At 34.5% G+C, this 19427-nt stretch carries 16 protein-coding genes and 1 tRNA gene; 8 read left to right on the forward strand and 9 right to left on the reverse strand.

Features of this window, described 5'->3' with window-relative positions; all coding sequences use genetic code 11:
* Both arsB and TZ01_RS06555 read left to right on the forward strand, forming a co-directional pair.
* A complete protein-coding gene (gene arsB, locus TZ01_RS06550) occupies positions 1-1290 on the forward strand; it encodes an arsenical efflux pump membrane protein ArsB (protein WP_048102006.1) in 1290 nt (429 codons plus the stop codon).
* 186 nt (positions 1291-1476) lie between these two features.
* Entirely contained in the window at positions 1477-2445 is a 969-nt protein-coding gene (locus tag TZ01_RS06555; protein ID WP_048102007.1) for a phosphate uptake regulator PhoU, read from the forward strand.
* On the opposite strand, the gene rpiA is transcribed toward TZ01_RS06555, so the two are convergent.
* Positions 2440-3108 carry a ribose-5-phosphate isomerase RpiA gene (rpiA, locus tag TZ01_RS06560; protein ID WP_048102008.1) on the reverse strand — a complete coding sequence of 223 codons (669 nt, stop codon included), beginning with the start codon at positions 3106-3108 and terminating at the stop codon, positions 2440-2442. The genes TZ01_RS06555 and rpiA overlap by 6 nt on opposite strands.
* 87 nt (positions 3109-3195) lie before the next feature.
* Between rpiA and TZ01_RS06565 the strand changes: the two genes are divergently transcribed.
* On the forward strand, positions 3196-4059 hold the full coding sequence (locus TZ01_RS06565) for an FAD/NAD(P)-binding oxidoreductase (protein ID WP_055032459.1): 864 nt from the start codon (positions 3196-3198) through the stop codon (positions 4057-4059).
* A 7-nt stretch (positions 4060-4066) separates the two neighbouring features.
* Here TZ01_RS06565 and TZ01_RS06570 read toward each other — a convergent pair whose 3' ends face one another.
* Positions 4067-4513 (reverse strand): SRPBCC domain-containing protein, encoded by a 447-nt coding sequence (locus tag TZ01_RS06570; protein WP_162200860.1) that lies wholly within the window; start codon positions 4511-4513, stop codon positions 4067-4069.
* Positions 4503-5771, reverse strand: a complete 1269-nt coding sequence (locus tag TZ01_RS06575; protein ID WP_048102011.1) for an FAD-dependent oxidoreductase — start codon at positions 5769-5771, stop codon at positions 4503-4505. The genes TZ01_RS06570 and TZ01_RS06575 overlap by 11 nt, the downstream gene beginning before the upstream one ends.
* A 176-nt stretch (positions 5772-5947) precedes the next feature.
* Here TZ01_RS06575 and TZ01_RS06580 point away from each other — a divergent pair, with 176 nt between their 5' ends.
* Positions 5948-6691: a glycerophosphodiester phosphodiesterase gene (locus TZ01_RS06580; protein WP_048102012.1), complete on the forward strand. Its 744-nt coding sequence runs from the start codon at positions 5948-5950 to the stop codon at positions 6689-6691.
* A 214-nt stretch (positions 6692-6905) separates the two neighbouring features.
* The gene (locus tag TZ01_RS06585) at positions 6906-7802 is read left to right on the forward strand and encodes a 4-hydroxybenzoate octaprenyltransferase (RefSeq protein WP_048102013.1); all 897 of its coding nucleotides are present in this window, start codon (positions 6906-6908) and stop codon (positions 7800-7802) included.
* A 6-nt stretch (positions 7803-7808) separates the two neighbouring features.
* Here TZ01_RS06585 and TZ01_RS06590 read toward each other — a convergent pair.
* Positions 7809-7892, reverse strand: a tRNA-Leu gene (locus TZ01_RS06590).
* Between the two features lie 293 nt (positions 7893-8185).
* Between TZ01_RS06590 and TZ01_RS06595 the strand changes: the two genes are divergently transcribed.
* Entirely contained in the window at positions 8186-8755 is a 570-nt protein-coding gene (locus TZ01_RS06595) for an isochorismatase family protein (protein ID WP_048102014.1), read from the forward strand.
* On the opposite strand, the gene TZ01_RS06600 is transcribed toward TZ01_RS06595, so the two are convergent.
* From TZ01_RS06600 to pyrG, 4 genes are read right to left on the reverse strand one after another with little or no spacing between them, the layout of a single operon-like run.
* Positions 8756-9535, reverse strand: a complete 780-nt coding sequence (locus tag TZ01_RS06600) for an ATP/GTP-binding protein (RefSeq protein WP_048102015.1) — start codon at positions 9533-9535, stop codon at positions 8756-8758. It lies immediately after the preceding gene.
* Between the two features lie 19 nt (positions 9536-9554).
* Positions 9555-12794 (reverse strand): DNA polymerase II large subunit, encoded by a 3240-nt coding sequence (locus tag TZ01_RS06605; RefSeq protein ID WP_048102016.1) that lies wholly within the window; start codon positions 12792-12794, stop codon positions 9555-9557.
* 1 nt (position 12795) lies between these two features.
* The gene (locus TZ01_RS06610) at positions 12796-13128 is read right to left on the reverse strand and encodes an SCP2 sterol-binding domain-containing protein (protein WP_048102017.1); all 333 of its coding nucleotides are present in this window, start codon (positions 13126-13128) and stop codon (positions 12796-12798) included.
* Positions 13109-14722, reverse strand: a complete 1614-nt coding sequence (gene pyrG / locus TZ01_RS06615) for a glutamine hydrolyzing CTP synthase (protein WP_048102018.1) — start codon at positions 14720-14722, stop codon at positions 13109-13111. Before pyrG ends, TZ01_RS06610 begins: the two co-directional genes overlap by 20 nt.
* A gap of 276 nt (positions 14723-14998) precedes the next feature.
* Here pyrG and TZ01_RS06620 point away from each other — a divergent pair, with 276 nt between their 5' ends.
* Positions 14999-15316 carry a DsrE family protein gene (locus TZ01_RS06620; RefSeq protein ID WP_048102019.1) on the forward strand — a complete coding sequence of 106 codons (318 nt, stop codon included), beginning with the start codon at positions 14999-15001 and terminating at the stop codon, positions 15314-15316.
* 10 nt (positions 15317-15326) lie between these two features.
* On the opposite strand, the gene TZ01_RS06625 is transcribed toward TZ01_RS06620, so the two are convergent.
* On the reverse strand, positions 15327-16727 hold the full coding sequence (locus TZ01_RS06625; protein ID WP_048102020.1) for an MFS transporter: 1401 nt from the start codon (positions 16725-16727) through the stop codon (positions 15327-15329).
* Between the two features lie 347 nt (positions 16728-17074).
* Here TZ01_RS06625 and TZ01_RS06630 point away from each other — a divergent pair, with 347 nt between their 5' ends.
* Complete coding sequence (locus tag TZ01_RS06630) at positions 17075-19423, forward strand: plasma-membrane proton-efflux P-type ATPase (RefSeq protein WP_048102021.1); 2349 nt, start codon at positions 17075-17077, stop codon at positions 19421-19423.
* The last annotated feature ends 4 nt before the right edge of the window (positions 19424-19427 follow it).

The raw sequence follows: 19427 nt of genomic DNA on the forward strand, positions 1-19427 counted from the left end.
ATGAAAATAATGTTCTATGTCTCACTGATAATTTTTATTGTAACACTTTATCTTGTAATTAAAAAACCAAAAAACATAGGCATAGGTTATTCGGCCCTTGCAGGTGCGGCAGTTACATTTATTTTGGGCATATCAAGTATAGAAGACATAATTAGGGTATGGGACATCGTCTGGAATGCGACGTTTACATTTATTTCGATTATAATAATATCACTTATACTTGATGAGGCTGGTTTTTTTGAATATATAGCATATAAAATTGTAAATTTTGCAGGCAACAGTATAAAAAAACTTTTTTTATTAATTATAGTTCTTGGTTCTGTAATATCAGCAATATTTGCCAATGATGGCACTGCACTGATATTAACACCCATAGTTTATTCAATACTTTACAGGTCCAAATTCAGTAATGACAAAATTTTACCATTTATTATGGCAACAGGGTTTATTGCAGATACTGCAAGCATACCGTTTACTGTAAGCAATCTTGTGAATCTTGTAACTGCAGGCTATTTTAATATTACATTTTTAAGGTATACAGAGATTATGATAATTCCTGATTTAATATCAATAATAGCCAGTGTTGCCGTTCTTTACATATTTTACAGATCTGAACTCAAAAAAAACTATGCTGCAAATACTGATATTAAACCAGAGGATCTAATAAAAGATAAAAGAATTTTTAAAATTTCATTTCCTGCCATATTAATCTTAATAACACTGTATTTTATTTCTGGATTTATAAAAATACCGGTGTCATTTATATCAATGCCGTTTGCAGCCTTTTTTTATTTAATGGCACGGCTGGATAAAAGAATAGATGCCAACAGGGTCATAAAAATTGCCCCATGGCAGATTGTTTTATTTTCCCTTGGCATGTATATCATTGTTTTTGGAGTTAGCAATGAGGGTTTAAATTTAATTTATGTTTACGTACTACAGCATATAAATAATGTTTTACCACCCTTTAATTTTATACTATCAGGATTTTTCTTTGCATTTAACGCTGCCATAATGAATAACCTGCCATCGGTAATGATTGGCGATATAGCCATATCCGGCCTTAAAAATCCAGGACTCCTGATGTATGCAAACGTAATAGGAAATGACATAGGACCCAAATTTACCCCCATAGGTTCTCTGGCCACGCTGTTATGGCTTTACACACTGGAAAGAAAAAATGCAATTAAAATATCATACAGGTATTATATGAAGGCTGGCCTTATTTTGGCTGTACCAGTACTTTTCAGTACGTTACTGGCACTTTACATCGTTTCCAGAATAATTTAAATCAAAATTATAAGGAAATATACCAATCCCGGGTATAATCCTCATTATTATTTTAATACCGTTTTTATATTTTTTATCCATAATATTAATAAAATGGTTCGCCTATTTATTTCCATATAAAAACCTTTATATAAATAATATATTGAAAAAAACATACATATATATAGTTTTTTTAAATATATATACATGAGTTCAGTAAGAAAGATCCAGCTAACTGGAGGTTCAACATATATAGTTTCATTACCTTCTAAATGGGTTAAAAACAATCATCTAACAAGGGGAAGCGAGGTAAAAATTGAGGAATCAAAGGACAGACTTGTTTTATATAATAGCTCCGATGTTAAAACGGAAATAGATAAGGTTCTTAATATAGGGCAGATAGATACAAAAAGCCTTCAAAGGGCCCTTATATCAATTTATATTTCTGGATTCGACACACTTACAATCAGAAGTTCAAACTATATATCTGATGAGATAAGGGATACCATAAAAAAATTTTCCAAGCTGGTAATAGGAATAGAAATATTTGAGGAGGACTCAAAAAAGGTTGTATTGCAGAACGTACTTAATTCAAATTCATATCCAATCTATAATTCAATAAAAAGGATGTCTCTTAATGTTGAGTCAATGATATCCGATGTAATTTCAGGAATAAGTTCAAATGATTATGGCCTGTTAAAAAGTGTGGTATCAAGGGATGATGAGATTGATAGATTTCAGTGGTATATATACCGGGAGGTGAAGGCAAGAAGCTGTGAGGATGGTAACAGCATATATTATCTGCTATTATCAAGAATACTTGAAAGAATAGCAGACCACGCAGTCAATCTATGCAATATATGGACAAAAAAGAATAATTCATCAAAAACCGCAATAAATAAGGTAATTGAGTTTCTTAACTTCTGTCTGGAACTCTATAAAAAGGCCATATCACTTTATTATTCAAAAAAATATGCCGGATTAAATGATATTATATGCATGAAAAAAACAATAAATGGTTATAAAAACGAGTTATTAAATATTTCACTGGATTCTGATATTGAAACAATTTCATTTACATCCGAGGAAATAACAAGAATAGGCTTTTATTCCACAGACATTGCAGAGCTGGCCATGGACATGATACTTTCATCCTCCAATGAAATGGATTTATAATTTTTTAATATCAATAATTTCACATGTATTTCCATTCCCCTTAAATATTTTTGTTGTTATATTATGAAATATGCCAACCTCAACAACACCGGGAATCATTTTAATTTTTTGCTCAAGTCCTGTATCAGTATAATCAAATCTGCAGTCTATTATGTAGTTCCCATTATCGCTGATGAATTTTTTATTATCCCTGAATGTGCATTTTGCCCCAAGTTCCTCTATGTGGCTTAAAGTTTGATCTTCCATGAATGGTATAACCTCAACAGGTAATGGAAATTTATGCAGTTTTTCAGAAAATTTTGAGCTGTCAACCATTATAAATACATTCTTACTATTGTACGCAACAATTTTTTCCCTTACAAGCGCCCCTCCACCACCTTTTATAAGATTTCCATCAGGATCAAATTCATCTGCACCGTCAAAATCTATATCAATATTATTAATGTTATTTACTGTCTTAATCCCGTAACTATTGGCAATTTCCTCTGTTTTCTTAGATGTTGGAACACCAATAATATCGGTTATTTTACCACTTTTTACCAGTTCTCCAAGGGCATCAAGAAAATATCTTGTTGTTGACCCTGTGCCAAGCCCAAGCTTCATGCCACTTTTAACATGCTTTATTGCCTCCATTGCCGCAGCCCTTTTTTCCTCCTCGAACATAAATCCTTAATGTTAATGTGATTAATTAAGTTTTAATACCAGTTATAAATGGAATAAAATTTAAGGTTATTATTAATGCATGTACATATGGATAACATAATGATCCTTGGGAGTGGTTACTCGGGATTGAATGCCTATTACAGGCTTAGGAGGAAATTTAATGTAAAAATAATTACCAGAGATTATTATTTAAATTATTATCTATTTAACAATCCTGTAAGAATAAAATTAAAAGATGATATAATAAATGAGCAGGTAAAAGATGTTAATATAGAAAAAAGGGAGATAATAACAGATAAAAATGTATATAATGCAGATAAAATTATAATAGCCACGGGATGTGACCGCAATAATCAGATCACGTTTCTTGAAAAAATGAAGCTGGAAAATAACATGGCCATAGGATCCCAGAATGAATTTGACGAATATATAGTTATCAACTTTATACTGGCCATGAAAAAATATAATAAAAATTTTAAATTTTCAGGCAATGCCCTCTCTTTTCTTGGTAAAAAAATTCGTGATGGCGTTATTAGCCTGCTTAATCATTATAATATAACAATAACGGAGAGCCCGGATTATATTCTTCCAGAATGCAAACCGGCCCTATTTAATGACTTTTTAAACACGGATAATAAACTGCGAATTGCAGATGATGTTTTTGCCATAGGGGATGCCATTAATTTTGGGCCAAAAATTGGTGAGCTTGCCATGAGAATGGGCATATTTGTTGGAGATTACATAAATGGTGCAAAAAATAGCTTTGACCCTGTTTATATAACTGTTTTAGGATCGCCACAGGGTCCCGGGATGAGGGTTGTCAGCAGCATTCCATGGGGTGGCAGCATTGAAAAATTTAGATTTTTAAGGAAGCCTGCCATAATGAAGGGTTTTTTATATAATTACTACAGAATTAGACGCGGCAATATGGGATTTTTAAAATATATATAAATTTAAATTATAGGGCATTAATTTTATCCTTAAAACACTTTATTGTGCTGTTTATGTTGCTTAATGATACAGAATTTAATCTATCAGAACCCATAATTTTAACAATCATGCCAAAATTGAAATCGCTTTCCCAGTCTATTTTTGTTTCCTGTTCCGCAGGTGTTAGGCCTATATTGATGCGAAACTGTATCTTTGAACCAGCTATCCTGCCATCACCATCAATTTTTATATTATTCCCGGAATAATTATATGTAAATGTCATTCTTCCGGATATTGTATTCATTGCAGATATTCCTGCATCCGATATGTCAAGCTTGAGTTTACATTTTATTTTATCGCCATATTCAAGATCATACACACCCGGCAGACATGGTATAACATTTTTTAAATCTTTAAAAAACAATGAAACCTCATCATTGCCCTTATTAACCATAAAACTACCATTAAATTTCATTTTTGTTTCCTCTTTTAATGCCTTCATTCAACAGATATGCTGATAGTATGTAATCAGCATATTCGAAATCCATACCATCCCTGTAGGAATTTATATAATTTATAAATTCTTTATCAAGGCCACCCATATTTGACTCCATGTATCTTTCAAAAGTATCATTAAAATTTATTTTGGATGTATCATAATTATGTGAGCCAAAAATTTCTGATATCCTGTTGCTTAATTCGGACGCCATAAGCCTTGTGGTGGTGAATTTCCCACCTATTATGCTTATCATGTTATCGAAATTATCAATTATTGAAAAATCTCTTGTACCCCTGGAGTTATCATCCTTAACAAGAGGCCTCATTGAATAGTAAAGTTTCTTATAGCGCTTTTTTTCAAGTGATGGCACCATCTTGGATACCTCAGACAGCATAATATCAAGGTCCTCATCATCCACATCATTGGAATCCGGATCATCAGAGATAATTGCCAGGGTTCCGGCCACCGTGCCAGAACCGTAAGGGAGTATAATATCACCATCTGATGGGGGGCGCATCCTGTTAATTATGGACCCAACAAAGGGTCTGTCATAGACTGCCATGTATCCAAGTGTTGGCATAACTTCAAAGTTCTTTATGCCCAGATTCTGGGCAACATTACCAGACCATGGCCCCGAGGTGTTTATAATAAAATCAAATTTTTCAGTTTGTATATTTCCATTATATGAATATTTTAATGAAATTACATTATTTTTCGACACAGACCCGCCAACTACATTACAGCCTGTATTAAATTTTGTACCGGCCATTATGGCCTCCAGTGCAACAGCTGCAGAAAAATTATGAGCGCTTATAATTTTGTCAGGAACCCTTATAACCCTTTCAATCTTTGGGTTTACATATGCCTCCATTTTTAAAAATTCCTCAGGTGGTAATTCCTCTGAATCTATACCATTTTTTTCATTGCTTTTTATAAGCATGTCACCATAATTTGATTCAACTTCTCCAAGGGATATGTAATAACCGCCGGTATCCTTTATGAATCTGCTGGCAGTTTTGCTTAATAACTTATTTTCCTCCATACATTCCCTTGCTGAGTTTGGGTCATTTACAGAATACCTGGCACCACTATGCAGCATACCATGGAATCTGCCGGATGTCCCGGCAAGAAGTGAGTTTCTTTCAAAGACCGTTACTTTATAACCATTCATGGATAGATTAAGGGCACTGAAAATACCTGTGATCCCACCACCTATAATGCCTATTTTTTCCATTTAATGCTGTTATGATTTTTTCGTATTTATTGATATCTAAAATCTAAATTAACCTGTTAAAATTTAACGTAAATACCTCAAATTTAGACCTTATGGTGGAAATAAAATTAATCTAGGAATATTGATGTTTTATTTATCCTCAAATAACTATATAAGTAATTTATATATGGTGTTGCATGGAAATGTATGATTATTTAACAAAAAACTTTGTAATAATAGGTCATCGTGGCCTCCCTGAGAAATATCCAGAAAATACAGAGATTTCATTCAAAAATGCATTTAATTATACAGATGCTGTGGAACTTGATGTTCATTTATCTGCAGATGGTGGGGTTTACATAGTTCACGACTTTAATTTAAAAAGATTAACGGGGAATGATATTAATATAGAAAACCTAAATTCCTCTGAAATAGACAGGTTAAATATAAAGGGTTTTAAAATACCGCGGCTTGACTATATATTAAAAACATATCATGAAAAATATTTTTTTATTGAACTAAAAACAATAGATGATTCTGGCAGTATGGTTTATAACAATATTGTTACAAAAACTTTGGAAATAATAAAAAATACAGGAATGAAAGATCACGTTTGTGTCATATCATTTAACCCATTCTCACTCAGGGAAATGCATGCCCTTGATGATTCAATTATGCTGGGTCTGGATTACTGTGATTTATCCGAAAAATATATGGGAAAACTTAACAGTGTTGATCTGAGGGAACTTGAAATTTCTGTTTATATACCAGAATATAAAAATGATAAAATTGACTGCCTCATTAAATTAAGAAGTCTTGGATTTATTGTAATTCCATGGACGGTTGATAATTATGTTGATGCCGTGAAAATCAAAAATGCGGGTTTAAACGGTATAATAACCAACAGGGCAGATGTTATGGCCAGCATGCTAAAATTATAGCAGGATAATTATTGATCAATTATGGCATGATAAAAAATTATTTTTTATTAGTTATAAGATATTTTTCCATCTTTAAATATAATATTAAATCATTTAATAAATTATATCCATAAAATAAAATGAAAAATGACAAAAAATTAAATATAAAATTATGAAATTTTTTATTAAAAAAAATATGATTAAAATTTATAAAGAATATAGATATACCTTATAAATGTGGGACCCGGGAGGAGCTCATAAAACACAAAATAAGGTTTATATTACGCTTAGGTTTTTAAGAATGGAGCAGACTTTTTTTAGCCTCCCCATGGCATATCTTGGGGCCTTTCTGGCCGTCCGCGGTATTCCATCAATCAGGGTTTTGCTATTAATATTCACCGCACTTTTTTTCATTAGGATAGCAGGAATGACAAATGATAATCTTGCAGACAGGTTTATAGATGCCAGGAATCCCAGAACAATGACAAGACCCCTTGTAACAGGTGCCATTACAGTTCAGGATGCATATTTGTTTATAATAATAGGTTTAATAGGATATTTTGTTTCTGCGTTTTTTATAAACATTATAGCATTTACATTATCCCCACTTGGCGCACTTATAATTATGACATACCCATACATGAAAAGGCACACGGCCCTGGCCAATTATCAGATAGCATCCATACAGGGATTATCGGTTATGGCCGGTGCCATAGCTGCATCCGGCATACATGGGCCGTTGTATATAATATACAGAATTCCATGGTTCTTTGTTTTTGCGACAATTTTCTGGGCCATTGGATTCGATTTATATAACCATATTCCAGATATAGACTATGATAAAACCCATAATCTGCATAGTTTTGCAGTTCTGCTTGGAGGCAAATCACTGGCATTTGCAGGATTGAATCAGGTATTGTCTGTTTCCCTTGCCGTTGGTGCTGACATATTTTATAAATTATATTTAATATCCTACATAAGTACAGCACTACACGGATTGATAATGCTTATTGCATTTATTCTTGCAAGGAAGCAGGATTATGGAAGAGCGTTTCATTATAATATCTATGCCTCTGTTGTGCTTGCCCTTGGAATTATAATAGATGCTGCACTGGGATTTCCAAAATTTTAAAAAGGATGCGGAGAGGGGGATTTGAACCCCCGAATCCCTGCGGAAATGGACCCTAAATCCATCGCCTTTTCCTATCTCGGCAATCTCCGCCTTATCTGCCTTATTCTTAAAATTTATTTATAGTTTTCATTTATAGATAAATATACTATAAATAAGGTCTCTGGGCTGAGAGCATGTATAACTTAATGGGAATAAATATTAAGGAAAATTGAATATATTATTAATATTTAATCCGATATGAACAGTAATAAATTGAATAAAATGCAATATGAATATGATGAATTCATTCTAAATGATGAAAATGGTGAATGTATATTGAAACCTCATTAAACTGTAATGCGATGGCTCACAAAATAAGAAATATTAATTATAAATAAAGTTACATGATTTCTCCAGAAGATAGCATAATAATAATGGAAAATTACAGCAGGGATTTTTTTAGGAATGTTTTCAGTAAGATGGAATTTATAATGGCAGTAGACTATCTAAAAAACTTTGTAAATAAATACGATGTCCCAGTTTTATTCACGGAAAGACCATTTAAGTACATCACAGGAAATGAAGAGATAAACATGTTTATAAAAAAAATGAATGAAAGAAAGGAGAACTCAAAAATGCCTGAATCACCAATGGATAAAAAATTTTTATCTGATTTTGAACGTGCCTTAATTCCAGAGAATGTGGTGCATGTAAAAAAGGAGGATATTTTTTATAATACCAATGTTGAGGATTTAATAAGGCAGCACAAAAGAAATACCGTTCTATTATGTGGTTTTTTCACTGAAACTGATATATTCTTAAGTTCATATGAATCATACATAAGGGAATTTAATACGTATGTTATTTCTGATGCCACATCAACGTATTCTGAAAGGTTATACTTTCAATCACTGGAAATGATAAGCCAGATGGTAAATGTTATAGATACAAGGGACATGGAAAAAATGTTTTGATTATTCATCCCTGTATTCCGTATCTGTGTCCTCACCGCCCTGGAAATAATTGGACATATCAGAATATATGTCATCAAATCCAAACATATCCTTTGATGAAACCGGAGAAATTTTTGTTATTATATCAGATTCCTTAAATGCATTTATAATATTAAGAAAGTAGTCCTTTACCATCTCACCCTTTTCATCCAAAAAGCCCCCGTATAGGAGATCAGGGTCATCCTCCCATGATTTTATTTTATCAACAACTTCATCGCCAATTAAATCTATTTTATTAAGCACGAATAGCATGGGAATGTAGAATCTTGAATATACCGATCCAAATAACATTTTTTCAGATATAAAACCTGAAGGCGTCTGTGCAACAACAGAATCTGCAATAAAGGCCAGCATGCCTTTTTTGCCTGCAAGCCTTTCAACAAGCATTGGACTGCTGGGCCTGAAGCTGAAAAGCTCTATCTGGCCCGGAGTGTCAAAAATTACATAATAGTCCTCGTACAAATCAAGTTTTGACCTTATCTTTTCTGCATTATCTATAAGCAGATCAGATGCAACGACCTGGGCACCATTGGGACCAAGAGAGTACTCACTCATTATATCATTCAGTGAGATAAACTCCCTTATATCTATTTCAGGTTCATATGGAAGGTACTCAGCACCCGGATCAAGGTTTACTATAATGGAGTCATAATCGCTTCTGGTAAGCCATTCCTTAAATGCACCGCAAAATGTTGATTTACCTGTTCCTGCAGGTCCTGTTACAAATAATGATCCAATCATGCATCATTATTTTATGAATTTATTTAAATGATTCCAGTGTTGGTGCGTCATCAACAATTTCATCCCCATGTATATCAAATGTATCATTTATAGAATCTATAAGCCTTCTAATCTGGGCCTGTAAATACTCAGGAAGTTTAAACTCTGACATTATTTTTTCCGTTTCTTTTAGGTATTTAACTATACTGCCGTGGTGTATTGTTAATATCAAATTATCTGATCCACATTTAAGGCATTTGCCTGATAATGGTATTCTTCTAAATTTTGAATTGCATTTTGTGCATCTGAATTCCTGTGTAAAAAAGCTCCTTAAATTTCCAAACATGTCAGGTAGAAAGTGTGATGATATGACCCTGGCAGCAACATCATTCTCGTCCACAGAAATCAATTTTTTTGCAAGCCCAAGCTGCTTTTCTATCTTTTCCTCCATTGATCCTATTGTTTTATATGCTGATGTAAGTGTGCCATCACTTAAATCGGATGTATCAAATGAAAAACCTGCACCGGTATATGAATTTTCCTCAGCCATTTTTACCTTCATTGTTTTCATCATCTTTTCTATAGATGATGCCGGTGAATTTTTTTCTGTTTCCAGATAAAATTCAAGAGGGTATTTATAAAGAGTATCCACATTAAGGGCCTCCTTGTCAACCTCCTCAGGATCAAGTATGACTGTTAGCACAAGAGGTGCATCCATCAGGCCACCGGTGGTTGATGGCAAAAATTTTTTTGAGAAGTTAAGAAGACCGTCCAGCAAAAGCATTATACTATCCTCATCGCCATCACAGTTTCTTCTCTTCGCGGCATGGAAGAATGGATGTGCATAGCAGCCGCTAACCTTTGAGAAGCCAATAATCCTGCCAACAATGCCACCTGAGGTATGTGGTGCAAGCCCAATAACAAGATGCCCTATTAGATCCTCTATTTTACTGCACATGTAATATGGCTGCATGTTATAATATTTAACAAGAAGATCATCAATAAAATTTGATACATGGAGCAGGTATTTTGCCGCATCCTCTGGTATTATAATATCCTGTGGATATATTTCGTTTATTTCCTGATCCGGGTATCCAAGATTTTTTAATGTCTCAGAGGATAACTTCAGCTCGCTTTTTTTGAAATGTGTTATGGGTATATCGGACATATCATATCTGCATGTACCATCCTTATTCAGGCTTATATCATATTTTGACCTTAAAATACCCTTTTCAAGAGGTTCCACCGTATTTGATTTGGACATTAATTTTTTAACGCCCTTAAGCTCCTTTAAATCGTAAAAACCAACATGGCTTTCAGCCTTTTCAAGAACTGTTCCGACATTAACACTTAATTTTTTCTCTGTATTTTCGTCATATGTAATAGAACCGCATTTTTCGCATAATGTTAATGGTGTTTCATTTCCACAGTTCCTGCACTGCCTTGCATTTAATTCCATTGAGAACTCTACCCTGTTTTTGGCCGCAACCAGAATAGATCTCCTGCTATCACCATAATTGAGAATTGGAAATAAGGCATGGACCTTTGGCTTCATTTTTCTGTCCCCTGCCTTTTCTGGCCTTCCCAGCCTTGCACCAACCCTCACAGGTGCCCTTGGCTTAATCTCTATACCTGAAAGCTTATTTACCGCATCCATTACATTTGTTTCATTATCAATATTTCTTAACTGAACAATTTTATCGTTAACAAGTTCAAAACCTGTGGAAATTATGAGGGGATAAAATTCTGATAAAAATAGGCCATTATCTGTATTTTTAAATTCTATGCCAAGCTTTATTAATATATCCCGAATATCATGGGTTAAAATTAAACCTCCTGAAAAATCAGCCACCTTTATAGAATCTATTAATTTTTTAAGTTCATCGATTGTTATATCATGCCAGTAATAGTCATATTTTGGATGGAGCGGAATTTTATATTTTCTGGAAAGATCCACTGCCGTAAACTGATCCGGCACTGTTTTTTCGTAACCCTTCAATTTATCCGGCAGATAATATGACCACCATTCAACTGTAAACGGTGACCTTGATAAATTTCTGTTGTTCTCCAGGAAATCCCCATAGGCGATTAAAATCTCACCAAGATCTGTAATAACGTCTATATTTTCCCTTAAACTGCGTGCCTCCTCCATGTTTTTTATTTTAACATGATCGCCGTTTTTTAAAAGCACTGTTGGGCCATCTATTGTATCACAGGGTGTGATCGCCGCGGCCTTTCCAGGAAGCTCAACCTTTATCTGTGATCCTATGGCAATAAAATCATCCAGTATATACATGGTAATAGGATTTATGGATGCGGCGGCCAGCCCGGAGAGCCTTGATCTGCCGTATCGTAACCTGAAACCACCAGGTCTGTTTGGATATCCAAAAACCGGCCTTCCTGCTATAATATCCCTGAGGTATTTTTCTCCCTTATCCCCCTTTTCCTCCTTTTTATGGTTGCCAATTTTATCCAGTATATCCCATTCCTTCAGGTTCATTATATTTGTATATTTTAAAACCTTCTTGGATTTCTGTATAAGCCCCTCACATAGCACAAGGCACATACCACCACGGATATTATTGGTTTTAATTCTTTTCATATCACGGTGCCCGGAAATTTCCTCTTCCTCACTGCCCTCTCCATCGATCATAACCGGGGAATTCTTTACAACTAGTCTTATCTCATCATCAGAGGGCAAATACTGTAAATGTTTTCTTCTGTTATAGGCCTGGATTTCCTCTATATACCTCTCAACCTCCTCATCTGTTGCCTTAAATGCCCCCACATTAAGCTCTCTTCTAACTATATCTGTAATTAGAACACTTAATGCCTGTGCAGTACCACCTGCGCTTCTAATTGGACCAGAATATACAATATCAGCGTAATCAGTGCCATCATCATTCTTAACTATTTTTACCTCTTTAATTCCCTCCAGAGGTGCCACCAGTATGCCCTCGGTCAATATGGCAAGCCCCACCCTAACAGCCTTTTCAAGGGCCTCATCCTTATTTTCCCTGAGCATTTCTGCAACTTTTTTGGAGATCTTAAGTGATACCTCCTCCCTAGACATGGTTTTTGAAAGTTCCCTGATTTCTGAGGCGATACCCTTCATGTGTATTAATTCTTCCACCCTTTCGGCCATATCATTGGCAAGTGGTATTTCAACCTCAGTTGATATATCCCTGCCAAGGGATTTGGCCTCTGTGGCTATGGCATAACATTCGTCAACCCTTTTCCGAATTAAATTATTATACTCATCTAATTTTTTGTCTAACATTTCAGGATTTTAATAAATCACTTATTAGCAGCTTATCCATTAATGATGCCTTTATTTTTAGCTGACCCTTGAGGTAAGCATCCATGGCACTTTCTTCCTTGGATAATATCTTCTTAAATAAATCAGAGCTGACCTCAACATATATATCAGCATCAGATTTTTCTTCTACAGGCTCACTTATGTGGTTATTTTCGATTTTAAATGTGTAAGAGTCCTTATTATCAAATGTAATGCATATTGTTTTTTTTACAGATTGAAGCTTTTTGGAATATGCCGGATCGCTCGCTATCTTCTGATTCGATTTCTGTATTAAATTATTTAATATTTCTTTCATACAGTTTATCCTCCTTTAACTTTTTATATTCAAGTGATTTTTTTATAAAATATAAATGTACTCTTGATGGATTTAATGGGCGTGATTTAAATTCAGCATGGTACTGTGTGGCAATATAATTATCACGATCCTTTAATTCCATAATTTCCATCCTTATTCCTTCATCATCAGTCCCTGAAAAAATTACCCCTGCGTTTTCAATGTCTTTAATATAAACAGGATTAACCTCGAATCTATGCCTGTGGCGCTCTGATATTATTTTCTGGCCATCGTATATTTTGCTTGCAAGTGTACCTTCCTTAATAATTACATTTTTGGCCCCAAGCCTCATTGTACCGCCTAAGTTTTTAACACCCTTTTGCTCAGGCAGTATATCAATAACAGGGTATTTAGTTTCTGCATCAAATTCTGTGCTGTTTGCATCCTTAAGGCCGAGAACATCCCTTGATATTTCAATTACTGAAACCTGAAATCCAAGGCATATGCCAAGGTATGGTATTCTGTTTTCCCTGGCATACCTTTCTGCTATTATTTTACCCTCAACACCACGGTATCCAAATCCACCGGGTATAAGTATTCCATCAAGGTTCCTTAAATCATCAATGTTTTTAAGTAATTTATCTGAGTCTATCCATTTAATATTTACCGCAATTCCGGTATTGCCTGTTACGTGTGAAAATGCCTCCTTATGGCTTATATATGCATCCTGCATATCTATGTACTTGCCTATTATTCCAACTGTTACCTCATCTTTAGGATTTTTTATGTTATTGACAAAATTCATTAACGTGTAATTGAATTCATGGTCATCGGCATTGTAAATTTCCCTTATAAGATCCAGTATATGCTGTTTTTCCATAAGTTCCGGAACAAAATAGACATTTTTAACATTGTATATGCTTATAATTCCTGATTCCTTAACGTCCGTGAATAATGATATTTTTTTCCTTGCCTCGCTATTTAATGGGTGCTCTGAACGGCAGAATAAAATATCTGGCTGGATTCCTATGGCACGAAGCTCCTTAACGCTGTGCTGCGTTGGCTTTGTTTTCTGTTCCCCTCCAGTTTCGGGAATCAGTGTAACGTGACCAAATATCATATCATCATTTTTTTCTGACTTCATCTGCCTTAAGGCCTCCAGGAATGGCATGGATTCAATGTCTCCGACGGTACCACCAACCTCTATTAACGCAATGTCATAACCCTTGGCCGCCTTTCTTATTTTGTTTTTAATTTCGTTTGTTATATGGGGTATGATCTGAACAGTGCTTCCAAGGTAATCGCCCATGCGTTCCTTTTCAATAACCTCCTTATACACCTTCCCAGTTGTAATATTGTTGTCAGATGTTAAATTTGTGTCCAAAAACCGTTCATAGTTTCCGAGGTCAAGATCAACCTCGCCACCATCATCAAGGACAAAAACCTCTCCATGCTGGTATGGGTTCATGGTACCAGCATCATAATTTAAGTATGGATCTATTTTAATATTAGTTACCCTGTAACCACTATTTTTTAATAGGTATGCAAGACTGGAAGTTATTGTTCCCTTTCCTAATCCAGAAATTACACCACCAGTAATTACAATATAATGCATTATCTAGTAGTGAAAAACGTTTAATAAATTTTTTGCTATACCGTACCATTATATCATTATTAAACTTTTACAACGAATTACATTATAAAATAAGTTATATCGTTTATTTTAATATAATAATTTTTCAAAAAAATTTGTATTTATGCTAACATTTTTAAAATGATTATTTATTGAAAAAATAAATCATATTTATGATGTTTATATGAAATTAATGCATATTTATGAAATATATTCATATATTAAGAAATTTTAAATAGAATTATCATATTTTGGATTATGAAAATAATACTGTCTGTTGATTCAGAGGATAAAATAGCAATGTCCATAACAGCAGCCGAGCATCTTTCAGAAATGCCAGAAACAGAGCTTGTTGAGGTTGTTTATCTCAATGGTGGAATAGCTGCAGTGGTGGAAAAAAACAGAATAAAACCAATGCTTGAAAATAAAAAGGTGCAGGTTGTTGCATGCGGAACCTCAATGCAAGCAAGAAATATCCAAAAGGATGAACTTGCGGATGGCGTGGTATATGTTCCCGCAAGTTTGAAGGAAATAATAAAAAGAAAACAGGAAGGTTACATGTACCTTGTTTTATAAAAATTAAAAATTAATTTTCTGATACACTTTTATTTTCCTTTGTTTCCTCAATATTTTTTATATTATGGTCATCGGTAATTTCTGTACCCAGTGTTTCAGGACTTAAATACATGCCCACGCCAACAATAACCGCGCCTATCATTAATAGCATGGCAGTTGAAAACCATATGTTTGTTGGTGTGTCTATGGATTTAAAAAGGTAATCGTGCATTAATGGAACATATATTGAGAACCATCCACCTATAAAAATTCCGGATGAATATCCAAAACCTACGCCAGATGATCTCATATTTGTTTGAAATCTCTCAGATAGGTATACAGGGATTATCCCCCATGGCGCCTGTGTTATAAAACCAATGACTAGTACAGATATTACAGTAAGTGGGACATTTCCTGTTTTGGCCCCATAGAATGCGCCATAAAACATTGGCACAGTCACAATTAATGTAAGAACTGCCCATATTAAAGTTAACTTTCTTCTTCCAATCTTCTGTGACACATATCCAAAGAATAATGCACCTGCAAAGGCTGTGCCAAGTGAATATGTATATATTGTATCTGCCTCCCCGTATGTGAAAACACTTGGTGCATGTTCAAGTATTGTGGGAACAAATGCGAATAATGAATATGCAAAGAAGAACATTCCAGTCATGTATATCATTACCTGGAAGAAATCTTTTCTGTGCTCCTTTCTAAACAGATCTGTAAATGGCTGTTTTTTAATTTTATTTTCCTTTTTGAGCTTATTAAATGCAGGAGTATCACTCATTGTTAATCTCACAACAAGGGCAATGACCACCGGAATTAAGGTTGTCAGGAACAGGTATCTCCATGCATATGCCTTTATGGCTGCAATACCAAAATATCCTGTGAAAATAGCCACTATTGCTGCTGCCAGAAGGGCGCCAAAGGAAAATCCACCCTGAACAAGACCGCTAATTATGCCCCTGAATTTATAAGGTGTCCATTCCATTACAAATGGATGGCCGGCAGCGTATTCACCACCTGCAAATGTGCCAACGAAGATCCTTATTATGACAAAAAGGACAAATGATAGTATACCCACACTGGCATAGGTTGGCAGTGCAGATGTAAGTGTGCTGAATAATCCTAGGCCCAGTATGGTTATAATAAGATCCTTTTTCCTTCCTATTTTATCACCAAAATGACCAAAAATGGCCGATCCAAAGGGCCTAAATATAATTGTGAGAGAATATGACAGTATAATTGTGAATGCCCCAAGAAGTGCTGTGGTTGGCGGTAGCAGGACAACGGCGAGAACGGGTGCTGTTGATAAAATCATTGTTAGGTCAAATGCATCCAGCAAAAAACCAAAAAACTGTGATGTTGTGGCCTTTGCTGAATTTTTGCCAAATTTCTCAACCTTTGTATTATAATTACTATTCTCCATAATAAATGCAATGTTTTATTATTTAAAAATTTATCCCACTTAATTCATTAATAATTTATTAATTAAGTTAATTTATGAAATGGTTAAATATTAAAAATGTTATTATTTCTGTAAATAATGATATTTTAAATATTAACTACTTTATTTTTTAGTGATTTGATGTTTTATAAAAACAATTAATGTTATTCAAAGATTTTAAGTATGCTTATTTATCAGCGAATATTAAGGATATACAGTTTTATTATATTTTCAGATATACTTTATTGTTATTAATGATAAAAGCTACATAATTTATTTAATTTCAGGTAAAAATTAAAACTTATATAGTGTGTAATAATTTGTTTTTATTGAAATCAAAATTTGAGGATATGCCTTTGGATAACGTTTATTCTTCGTTAAACTCATCAAAGGATGGTATAACTGAGAATGAGGCCACAAAAAGGATCTCCCTATATGGTTATAACGAGGTTAGTGAAAAAAAGGAGAGTAATATAATTAAATTTCTTAAAAAGTTCTGGAACCCGGTAGCCTGGATGCTTGAAATAACAGTAGTTATAACATTTATTTTAAAGAAATATGATGACATGTACATTATATTATTTCTATTAATTTTTAATTCAATAGTTGGTTACACGCAGGAATCCAGGGCAAATAATGCACTGGAATTATTAAAAAAGAAGCTTTCTGTTAAGGCCGTGGTTTTAAGGGACAGGTCATGGAAGGTGATAAACTCATCACTCCTGGTGCCTGGTGATGTTGTTCATATAAAGCTTGGTGATGTTGTTCCAGCCGATGCGAAAATAATAAATGGGAATATAGAGGTAGACCAGTCGGCATTAACAGGCGAATCGCTTGCAGTTGAAAGAAAGAACCCGGATCTTATCTATTCCAGTTCAATAGTAAGACGTGGAGAATGCGATGCGATAATTGTCGCAACAGGTGAAAATACATTTTTCGGAAAAACTGCACAGCTGGTCAGAACAGCCAAGGCCGCATCCCACATGGAAAATTTAATAATGAGAATAGTGAGATATCTAATAATAGTTGATGTTTCCCTTGTTATTATTCTTGCAGCATACTCAATACTTATAAATATAAGCCTCTCAGATGTTCTACCATTTATACTTGTAATTCTAATAGCCTCCGTGCCTGTGGCACTGCCAGCAACATTCACCATAGCCATGGCAATAGGTGCCCTTGAGGCATCCGAGACCGGAGCACTTGTAACAAGGTTGAATGCAATAGAGGATGCCGCATCTATGACAACATTATATATGGATAAAACTGGGACAATAACAAAGAATATACTTTCTGTTGCAGAGGTAATACCTGTAAACGATGATGAGAATAGTATATTATATTATGCTGCCATGGCATCAGAGGAAAGCAGTGATGATCCAATAGATTCAGCAGTGCTAAAGTATGCAAATGATAAAAACATAAAGGTTGATTTTTCACTTAGGGATGGCTTCACACCCTTTGACCCTTCCACAAAAATGACATCTAGTCATTTAACAAATGGCATAAATGTTGCAAAGGGGGCGCCACAGGAAATATGCAAACTTGCTGGTGTTGATTATTCCACCATAGAGGAAAAAGTTGATAAGGAGGCTGAAAGGGGATTTAGAATGCTCGGTGTTGCATCTGGCACGTCAGGTAAATACAGGCTCTCTGGATTGCTGGCCATCTATGACGCCCCCAGAGAGGATTCAAAGCAGCTTATATCTGAACTGTATTCAATGGGCATCACACCAAGAATGGTTACTGGTGATAATGGACCAATTGCGGTGGAAATAGCAAAGGAGGTGGGAATAAAAGGTGACCTCTGCAAGAATAGCACCATAAAATCTGAAAATGACATACTAAAATGTGGAATTGTTGCCGAGGTATTTCCTGAGGATAAATATAACATAGTAAAGCTTACACAAAAGGCTGGTGAAATAACCGGCATGACCGGTGATGGTGTAAATGATGCCCCGGCATTAAAACAGGCTGATGTTGGAATTGCGGTAAGCACTGCCACAGATGTTGCGAAGGCGTCAGCCAGCATAGTTCTTACGCATGAGGGGATAGAGGATATAGTAAAATCAGTGAAAATAGGAAGAAAAATATATCAGAGAATGCTAACATATACTCTTAATAAGATCATAAAAACAATGCAGGTTGTAATATTTTTAACATTATCGTTTTTTGTGATTAAATATTTTGTAACAACCCCATTCGATGTTATACTCCTTCTTTTTGCCAATGATTTTGTTACAATGTCACTTGCCACAGATAATGTGAGATACTCAATGCACCCAGAAAAATGGAACGTAAAATCACTTGTTTACAGTTCCATTAGTCTGGCATTTGCAGTAATACTTGAAGGTTTTATAGCACTTTATATAGGTACCTATTTTCATTTAACACACAGTGAGATGCATACATTTATATTTGATATGCTTGTTTTTTCCGGCCAGTTTACTGTATTTGCCATAAGGGAGAGGAAAAGGTTCTGGAATTCTATGCCATCAAAATACCTTTTAACAGCATCAATTGCTGATTTTCTGTTCATATCATTAATATCATACTATGGTATACTTGTAACAGCAATTCCTGCTGTTTTTATAGTATATGATATAATACTGGGATTTGCATTTTTATTCATTATGGATACTGTTAAAAATATGGTATTTAGAAGATTTGGGCTTTAAAAGT

This window comes from Acidiplasma sp. MBA-1, from assembly GCF_000949015.1.
GTDB lineage: Archaea > Thermoplasmatota > Thermoplasmata > Thermoplasmatales > Thermoplasmataceae > Acidiplasma > Acidiplasma aeolicum.